Genomic DNA, 7,993 nt, shown 5'->3' with positions numbered 1-7,993 from the left:
GGGTAGCCCCTAGCTCCTCGCCGATCGCCGCGCATCGTGCATTTGCGTGATGCGCCGTGCAAACCGCCCTCCCACACTGTTGAGAACGAAGGTTTGCTTTTTCGGCGAGCCCGGTGCCCGACACAACCTGGAGGAAAAAGACCATGCACATTCGATTCACCAGAGCGGCCGTTCCGTCGGCCTGCGCAGGCCTTCTGCTCGCGCTGTCCGCCTGCGGCGGCGGAGGAGGTGGCGGCGGCGGCGGCGGCTTTCCGCCGTTCGGCCCCCCGGGCGGCGGCAACCCGCCGTCGTCCCCATCGCCGGTCACGGTGTCGGGCAAGGTGATGGTGCTCGGCCCGGTGAGCGGGGCGCTGGTCTGCGTGGACCGCAACCGGAGCGGCGCCTGCGACGAAGGCGAGCCCGCGGCCGCCAGCAAGACTGGGGAGGACGGCGCCTACAGCTTCGCCTACACGCCGGCCGATGCGGCCGCCGCAGCCGAGCTTGCCGCCGCGCCGCTGCTGGCGCAGGTGGACGGCGGCAATCCCTCGCTGCCATCGTTCTCCCAGCCTTTCACCATGAGCGCGCCGGCCGGGCACCGGGGGCAGGTCAATCCACTGACCACGCTGCTGCAGGCGGGCGTGGCCGCGGGCCTGGCGCCCGAGCGGGCCGAGGCGCTGGTGCTGCTGCAGCTGGGCCTGCCCGAGCTTGCCCAGCTGTACGACTACCAGGCCGTGGCCGTGACCGACCCCGGCCGCTTCGAGGACAACGCCTTCACCGCCGCGCTGGTCACGGCCGATGCGCTGCACAGCGGCGTGGCCTTGCGGCTGGTCGATCCGGCGACCGTCACGCCGGTGGCTTCGGACCAGCTGGCCCGGCTGGACTTCGCGCGCGCCGACCACTACATCGCGCGGACCTATCCGACCGATGGCGTGCCCGACCCGGCCACCGGCAAGCTGAAGCTCACCGACCGGCGCGAAGGCCTCACCAACGGCGCACCCACCGCGCACGACACGCTCTACGGCGTCGTGCAGCTGGGCGCCAACGGTTGGGTGCGCTGCGACGAGAACGCAGGCTTCACCAGCACCCTTGGCACGCCGAGCCGCAGCGACTATTGCGGCGGCACCACGCGCAGCCTCGGCCATGCCGCGGTCACCGACATCTCCGGCCGCAAGATGGCCGAAGTGGTGGCCGAGATGCAGGCGGCCGATGGCAACAGCATCTTCGGCGTGGTGCCGGCGACCGCTTTCGCCAACCCGGACGCCACCTTCCCGGCCGGCTCGCAGCTGCGCTACCGCCGCGGCGTGGACCTGGTGCAGCCCTATTCGATCAATCTGGCCAATCCGAGCGAGACCACAAGCTTCACCACGCTGGAAGCGTTGATCGCGGCCTTCCCGGCTTCGGGTGCCACCCTGCCGGCCGGAACCGGCACCATCAGCCTGGGCGTGCTGAACGAACAGCAGACGCGGCTCTTGCGCGCGGCCTTCACCGGCGCCGGCACGGTGCAGTACTACGCCTGCAACTTCGATTCCGCCACCAACGCCTACGACACCTGCGCGGCCACCGAGACCGGCACGGTGGAGATCCGCACCGAGGGCGGCGCGCGCTTGCTGGCCTTCAACGGCGGCCATCCGCCGACCGACGTGGGGTCGCTGCGCACCTTCGGCGAATACAGCGGCAAGGTCTATGTGGTGCGCACCACCAAGTCCGACGCCCGATACAACCTCAACAGCGCGCGCCGCCTCAACGGCGTGGCGTGGGAGGCGATGAAGCCTCAGCTGGGCATCGGGAGCGGTGTATGAAGCACATCCTGTGGCGTACCGCGGCCTGCGCCGGCATGCTGGCCATGGCCGCCGGGCCGGCCGCAGCCCAGGCGGCCGACGGCCTCGAAGGCGACTGGACCGCGCGCATCACGCTCAAGAACGGCCGCCAGGTCGATGCGCAGATGCAGCTGCAGACCGCTGGAGGCACCTGGCGCACGCTGGCGCAGAGCACTGCCGACCCCTGTGTCGGCATCCCGACCCCGATGCTGTGGCGGCGCGTGGAAAGCGGCGTCTACGAGCTGCACTTCCAAGGCAGCAAGGCGCTCACCGGCTGCCGCGACAACCTCATCACCTTCCAGCAGCTCGACGCCGGCACGCTCAGGGGTCGCTCCGACGCCGGCGCGGAGATCGTGCTGACGCGCCGCTGAGCGGCGGCTGGCCGGCGCCGCGCACGGCCGCATAGCGCCGCATCGTCTGCTCGCGCGCCTCGGCGTGGTCGACCACCGGCCTGGGGTAGGTCTCGCCGAGCTTGATGCCGGCGGCTTCCAGTTCCACCGGCGATGCCGTCCAGGGTGCGTGGATCGCGGCATTCGACAGTCCCGCGAGCTGCGGCAGGTAGCGCCGGATGAACTTGCCTTCGGGGTCGAAGCGCTCGCTCTGCGTCACCGGGTTGAAGATGCGGAACCAGGGCTGCGCGTCGCAGCCGCTGGAGCTGGCCCATTGCCAGTTCCCGTTGTTCGAAGCCAGCTCGAAGTCGTTCAGGTGCAGCGCAAAGTAGCGCTCGCCGCGCCGCCAGTCCAGCCCCAGGTCCTTGCAGAGGAAGCTGGCCACCACCATGCGCAGGCGGTTGTGCATGTAGCCGCTCTGGTTGATCTGCAGCATGGCCGCGTCCACCAGCGGGTAGCCCGTGCGGCCCTGGCACCAGGCCTCGAACAGCTGGTCGGCATGCTTGCCGTGATGCCACTGGATCTTGTCGTACTCGGGCCGGAAGCTCTTCGACTCGCCGCCCGAATGCACGTGCGGAAAGTGCACCAGGATCTGGAAATAGAACTCCCGCCAGATCAGCTCGCCCAGCCAGGCGGCCGCGCCCGCGTCGCCTTGCAGGAAGAGCTGGTGCGCAACCCCCGCCAGCTGCCGGATCGAGACGGTGCCGAAGCGCAGGTGCACGCCCAGGTAGCTCGGCCCCCGCACCGCCGGAAAATTGCGCGCGGCGTCGTAGCGGTCGATGCGCTGGAAAAAGTCCTCGAACAGCGCCGCCGCGCCCTGGCTGCCGGTGGGAATGTCGAGCTCGGAGAGATTGCTCCGGCCAAAGCCGAGGTCCTCGAGCGAAGGCACCGGCGTGCGATGGGCCGCGGGCGGCGGCGCCAGCGCATCGGCATGGCTGCGCACCGGGTAGGGCTTGAGGAAGAAGGCGTCCACCTTGGCGAGCCAGGCCCGCTTGTAGGGCGTGAACACCGTGTACGGCTGGCCGGTCTTGTTGAGCAGCTCGTCGCGCTCGAAGACGGTGGAGTCCTTGTAGGTGTAGAAGCTCACGCCCGCGTTGGCCAGGGCGCCCAGCACCTGGGCATCGCGCGCCAGCGCATCGGGCTCGTCGTCGCGGTTGGCGAAGACGGCCTGCACGTCCAGGCTGTGGGCCAGCGCCGGGATCTCCTCGATGGCGTGGGCGTGCCGCACGATCAGCCCGCCACTCAGCGCCCGCAGTTCTTCCTCGAGCTCCACCAGCGATTCCCGGATGAATTCCACGCGCCGGTCGATGCGGGGCAGCGGGTCCAGGATGGCCCGGTCGAACACGAAAACGCACACCACCTGCCGGCAGGCCCGCAGCGCGTGGTACAGGGCCGCGTTGTCGTCCACGCGCAGGTCGCGGCGAAACCACATGAGCCCTTTGGGATAGGTCTTGTCGACGGCCAGTAAAATCGGCGGCATATGGCTGCCGATTCTGCCCCGATGAACCTTACGCATCACTTCCTGATCGCGATGCCGGGGATGGAAGATAAAACTTTCAACCGCAGCGTCGTCTACCTGTGCGAGCACAGCGAGCGCGGTGCGCTCGGGCTGGTGATCAACAAACCCAGCGACATCAACCTGAAGGTGCTGTTCGAGAAGATCGAACTGCACCTGTCGCGCCCCGAACTCGGCGACGCACCCGTTTTCCAGGGCGGGCCGGTGCAGACCGAGCGTGGCTTCGTGCTGCACGAACCGGTGTTCACCCATGCCGAGAAGCCCGAGGAATCGGTCTACGCCTCGACCATGACCATTCCCGGCGGCCTCGAAATGACCACCTCCAAGGACGTGCTCGAAGCCCTGGCCACCGGCGCGGGCCCGCGCAAGGTGCTGGTTTCGCTCGGTTATTCGGCCTGGGGCGAGGGGCAGCTCGAATCGGAACTGGCCGAGAACAGCTGGCTCACCGTGGGCGCCGATCCGGCTGTGATCTTCGACACGCCGGTCGAGCAGCGCTACGACCGGGCGCTGCTGCTGCTGGGCCTGGAAGCCTGGAAACTGTCGCCGGAAGCGGGACACGCGTGATGGCCGCTGCCATGCCAGACGTTCCCGCCCCTCCCGCCGCTCCCTCCGCCGCCCCTGCTGCCGTTGCCGTTCCCCCCCACTTCCAGAGCTTCCTGGCCTTCGACTTCGGCCTGAAGCGCACCGGCGTCGCCAGCGGCAACCGCCTGCTCGGCGCCGCGACGCCGCAGGCCACCATCAAGGCCGAGGGCGATGCCCGGTTTGCGCAGGTGGAAGCCCGCATCAAGGAATGGCAGCCCGACGCGCTGGTGGTCGGCGTACCCTGGCACCCCGACGGCGCCCCGCACGAGAACACCCGCCGCGCGCAGAAGTTCGCGCGCCAGCTGCGCGGGCGTTTCAATCTCCAGGTGTTCGAGGTCGACGAGCGCTACAGCACGACCGAGGCGCTGGCCTCCGGCGCGCGCGATGCCGATGCGGCCTCGGCCTGCATCATCCTGGAGCAATTTTTGAGGAGCCTCCCTTGAGTTCAATACCCGATGCCGAAGTGCTCTACACAAGCCTCCTGGCCGGCGTGAAGCCGCTGATGCGCGCCGACACCCGGCTGGTGGGCATCACCTCCGGCGGCGCCTGGCTGGTCGAGCGGCTGCAGAAGGACCTGGGCCTGCCCGGCGCGCCCGGCGTCATCTCGTCGGCCATGCACCGCGACGACTTCGCGCGCCGCGGCCTCTCGGCCAGCGCGCAGACCGCGCTGCCCTTCGACGTGAACGGTGCCGACGTGCTGCTGCTGGACGACGTGCTCTACACCGGCCGCACCATCCGCGCGGTGCTCAACGAGCTGTTCGACTTTGGCCGCCCGGCCTGCGTGCGGCTCGCGGTGCTGGTGGACCGCGGCGGGCGCGAGCTGCCGGTGGCGGCGGATTTCGCAGCCGCCAAGCTCACGCTGCCCGATACGCAGCTGCTCGCATTGGCCCGCGCCGATGATGGCGCCTTCAGCCTCAAGGTCGAGGAGAACCGTTGATGCTCTACAAGCGAAACCCGCAACTCAACAAGAACGGCGAGCTGATCCACCTGCTGTCGATCGAGGGCCTGCCCAAGGACATCGTCACGCACATCCTCGACACCGCCGCCAACTTCACGAGCGTGAGCGACCGCGAGGTGAAGAAGGTGCCGCTCTTGCGCGGCAAGAGCGTGTTCAACCTGTTCTTCGAGAACTCGACGCGCACCCGCACCACCTTCGAGATCGCGGCCAAGCGCCTTTCGGCCGACGTCATCAACCTGGACATCGCGCGCTCCTCGGCCACCAAGGGCGAGTCGCTGCTCGACACCATCGCCAACTTGAGCGCGATGGCGGCCGACCTGTTCGTGGTGCGCCATAGCGAGTCGGGCGCGCCCTACCTGATCGCGCAGCATGTGGCGCCGCACGTGCACGTGGTGAACGCCGGCGACGGCCGCCATGCGCACCCGACGCAGGGGCTGCTCGACATGTACACGATCCGCCACTACAAGAAGGATTTTGCGAACCTCACGGTGGCCATCGTCGGCGACGTGCTGCACTCGCGCGTGGCGCGCTCCGACATCCATGCGCTCACCACGCTCGGCTGCGCCGAGGTGCGCGTGGTGGGCCCCAAGACGCTGGTGCCCGGCGACATGGCCGGCATGGGCGTGCGCGTGTGCCACACGCTCGAAGAGGGCATCAGGGACTGCGACGTCATCATCATGCTGCGCCTGCAGAACGAGCGCATGAGCGGCGCGCTGCTGCCCTCGTCGCAGGAGTTCTTCAAGACCTACGGGCTCACGCCCGAGAAGCTGCAGCTGGCGAAATCGGATGCCATCGTGATGCATCCGGGCCCCATCAACCGCGGCGTGGAGATCGACTCTGCCGTGGTCGATGGAAAGCAAAGCGTGATCCTTCCCCAGGTCACCTTCGGCATCGCCGTTCGAATGGCCGTCATGAGCATCGTCGCAGGTAACGAAGCATGAACATCCTCATCTCCAACGGCCGCGTCGTCGACCCCGCATCGGGCATCGACAAGAAGACCGACATCGCCATTGCCGACGGAAAAATCGCCGGCATCGGCCATACGCCGGCCGGCTTCAAGGCCGAGCGCACTCTCGATGCCGCGGGCTGCGTGGTCGCGCCCGGCCTCGTCGACCTGGCCGCGCGCCTGCGCGAGCCCGGCTACGAGCACGAAGGCATGCTCGAAAGCGAAATGGCTGCGGCCATCGCGGGCGGCGTCACCAGCCTCGTGTGCCCGCCCGACACCGACCCCGTGCTCGACGAGCCCGGCCTGGTCGAGATGCTCAAGTTCCGCGCCGAGAAGCTGCAGGGCGCACGGCTCTTTCCGCTCGGCGCGCTCACGCGCAGCCTTGCGGGCGGCGTGCTCACCGAAATGGCCGAGCTCACCGAGGCCGGCTGCATCGGCTTCAGCCAGGCCGACGTACCGCTCGCAGACACCCAGGTGCTGCAGCGTGCGCTGCTCTACGCGAGCACCTTCGGCTACACCGTGTGGCTGCGCCCGCAGGACCGCGACCTTGGCAAGGGCGTGGCGGCCAGCGGCCCGCTGGCCACGCGCCTGGGCCTCTCGGGCGTGCCGGTGTCGGCCGAAACCATCGCGATCTTCACCATCGTCGAGCTCATGAAGAGCACCGGCGCGCGCGTGCACCTGTGCCGCATCTCCAGCGCCGCAGGCGTGGCGCTGGTGCGCGCGGCCAAGGCGCAGGGCCTGCCGCTCAGCTGCGACGTCAGCATCAATTCGCTGCACCTGGCCGACACCGACATCGGGTTCTTCGACAGCCGCGCGCGCCTCAACCCGCCGCTGCGCCAGCAGGGCGACCGCGACGCACTGTCGGCCGGGCTGGCCGACGGCACCATCGATGCGCTGGTGTCCGACCACACGCCGGTCGAGGCCGATGCCAAGACCCTGCCCTTTGCCGAAGCCGAACCCGGCGCCACGGGGCTCGAACTGCTGCTGCCGCTCGCGCTGCAGTGGGGCGAGCGCAGCGGCGCGGGCATCGTGCGCGCGCTGGAAGTCATCACGTCCGCGCCCGCGCAGCTGCTGGCCGCCGCCGATGCAGGCACCGGCATCGGCCGGCTGGCCGAGGGCGGCGTGGCCGACCTGTGCGTCTTCGATCCGGGCCTCGAATGGCAGGTGCAGCCCGATGCGCTCAAGAGCCAGGGCAAGCACACGCCGTTCTCGGGCTATCCGCTGCTGGGACGTGCCCGCCACACCCTGGTTGCAGGCCGCGTGGTCCACGGCTAGCAATGAGCACACCCCCAGTCTTCGCGCACTTCGTGTCGCTACGCCAACCCCCTTGCAGGGGGCAACACCAGTGGCCCGGCAGAGCCGGTTCCGCGGTGTTCCACGAACATGCATTGAAAGCGGAGAGGCTGCGCGCTACATGCTCCATTCACTGAAGGCCTGCTGGCGCCTGCTGCATGCGGTGGGGCACGCGCTGGGTGGCTGGTGGACGATCCGCTTCACCTTTCCGGGCCTTTCGCAGGCAGAGCGCAACCTGCGCGTGCAGCAGTGGTCGCGGCGCCTGCTCGAGATCATGGGCATCGCGCTCCAGGTGCAGGGCAGGCCGCCTGCGCAGGGGCCGGTGCTGCTCATCAGCAATCACCTCTCGTGGCTAGACATCACGGCCATCCACGCTGCCTGCCACGTGCGCTTTGTCTCGAAGGCGGGCGTGAAGCACTGGCCGCTGATCGGCACGCTGTCCACCGGCGCGGGCTCGCTCTACATCGAGCGCGAACGCCGCCGCGATGCGCTGCGCGTGGTGCACCACATGAC

Annotated in this window: 9 protein-coding genes; 8 read left to right on the top strand and 1 reads right to left on the bottom strand. The window is 69.1% G+C overall.

All coding sequences use genetic code 11. The features are described 5' to 3' along the window. The first annotated feature begins 143 nt into the window (after positions 1-143). A complete protein-coding gene (locus tag AC1DOC_RS10560; protein ID WP_478084212.1) occupies positions 144-1,778 on the top strand; it encodes a hypothetical protein in 1,635 nt (544 codons plus the stop codon). Further along, positions 1,775-2,167 carry a hypothetical protein gene (locus AC1DOC_RS10555; protein ID WP_436311670.1) on the top strand — a complete coding sequence of 131 codons (393 nt, stop codon included), beginning with the start codon at positions 1,775-1,777 and terminating at the stop codon, positions 2,165-2,167. The genes AC1DOC_RS10560 and AC1DOC_RS10555 overlap by 4 nt, the downstream gene beginning before the upstream one ends. Here AC1DOC_RS10555 and AC1DOC_RS10550 read toward each other — a convergent pair. Continuing rightward, positions 2,118-3,665, bottom strand: a complete 1,548-nt coding sequence (locus AC1DOC_RS10550) for a cryptochrome/photolyase family protein (protein ID WP_307595678.1) — start codon at positions 3,663-3,665, stop codon at positions 2,118-2,120. The two genes, AC1DOC_RS10555 and AC1DOC_RS10550, sit on opposite strands and share 50 nt — an antisense overlap. Between AC1DOC_RS10550 and AC1DOC_RS10545 the strand changes: the two genes are divergently transcribed. The 6 genes from AC1DOC_RS10545 to AC1DOC_RS10520 all read left to right on the top strand — a co-directional run. Beyond that, a complete protein-coding gene (locus AC1DOC_RS10545; protein ID WP_015867381.1) occupies positions 3,666-4,265 on the top strand; it encodes a YqgE/AlgH family protein in 600 nt (199 codons plus the stop codon). Beyond that, complete coding sequence (gene ruvX / locus AC1DOC_RS10540) at positions 4,265-4,726, top strand: Holliday junction resolvase RuvX (RefSeq protein ID WP_436311669.1); 462 nt, start codon at positions 4,265-4,267, stop codon at positions 4,724-4,726. The genes AC1DOC_RS10545 and ruvX overlap by 1 nt, the downstream gene beginning before the upstream one ends. Continuing rightward, complete coding sequence (gene pyrR, locus AC1DOC_RS10535; RefSeq protein ID WP_015867379.1) at positions 4,723-5,220, top strand: bifunctional pyr operon transcriptional regulator/uracil phosphoribosyltransferase PyrR; 498 nt, start codon at positions 4,723-4,725, stop codon at positions 5,218-5,220. The genes ruvX and pyrR overlap by 4 nt, the downstream gene beginning before the upstream one ends. Further along, a complete protein-coding gene (locus tag AC1DOC_RS10530) occupies positions 5,220-6,182 on the top strand; it encodes an aspartate carbamoyltransferase catalytic subunit (protein WP_015867378.1) in 963 nt (320 codons plus the stop codon). The genes pyrR and AC1DOC_RS10530 overlap by 1 nt, the downstream gene beginning before the upstream one ends. Continuing rightward, entirely contained in the window at positions 6,179-7,462 is a 1,284-nt protein-coding gene (locus AC1DOC_RS10525; RefSeq protein WP_436311668.1) for a dihydroorotase, read from the top strand. The genes AC1DOC_RS10530 and AC1DOC_RS10525 overlap by 4 nt, the downstream gene beginning before the upstream one ends. Positions 7,463-7,601: 139 nt before the next feature. Next, positions 7,602-7,993 (top strand): lysophospholipid acyltransferase family protein (locus AC1DOC_RS10520; RefSeq protein WP_478129776.1); only part of this gene is annotated, 392 nt, incomplete at its 3' end.

This window comes from Variovorax sp. 01T439_2, assembly GCF_056398445.1.
Note: the sequence above shows the minus strand (reverse complement) of the source record. Positions and strands in the feature narration are given on the sequence as shown.

What these genes read in the sequence shown, in the direction of transcription:
- AC1DOC_RS10560 (WP_478084212.1), top strand. Translation starts at nt 144, where the DNA reads ATGCACATTCGATTCACCAGAGCGGCCGTTCCGTCGGCCTGCGCAGGC.
- AC1DOC_RS10530 (WP_015867378.1), top strand. Translation starts at nt 5,220, where the DNA reads ATGCTCTACAAGCGAAACCCGCAACTCAACAAGAACGGCGAGCTGATC.
- AC1DOC_RS10525 (WP_436311668.1), top strand. Translation starts at nt 6,179, where the DNA reads ATGAACATCCTCATCTCCAACGGCCGCGTCGTCGACCCCGCATCGGGC.
- AC1DOC_RS10550 (WP_307595678.1), bottom strand. Translation starts at nt 3,665, where the DNA reads ATGCCGCCGATTTTACTGGCCGTCGACAAGACCTATCCCAAAGGGCTC.
- AC1DOC_RS10555 (WP_436311670.1), top strand. Translation starts at nt 1,775, where the DNA reads ATGAAGCACATCCTGTGGCGTACCGCGGCCTGCGCCGGCATGCTGGCC.
- AC1DOC_RS10545 (WP_015867381.1), top strand. Translation starts at nt 3,666, where the DNA reads ATGGCTGCCGATTCTGCCCCGATGAACCTTACGCATCACTTCCTGATC.
- ruvX (WP_436311669.1), top strand. Translation starts at nt 4,265, where the DNA reads ATGGCCGCTGCCATGCCAGACGTTCCCGCCCCTCCCGCCGCTCCCTCC.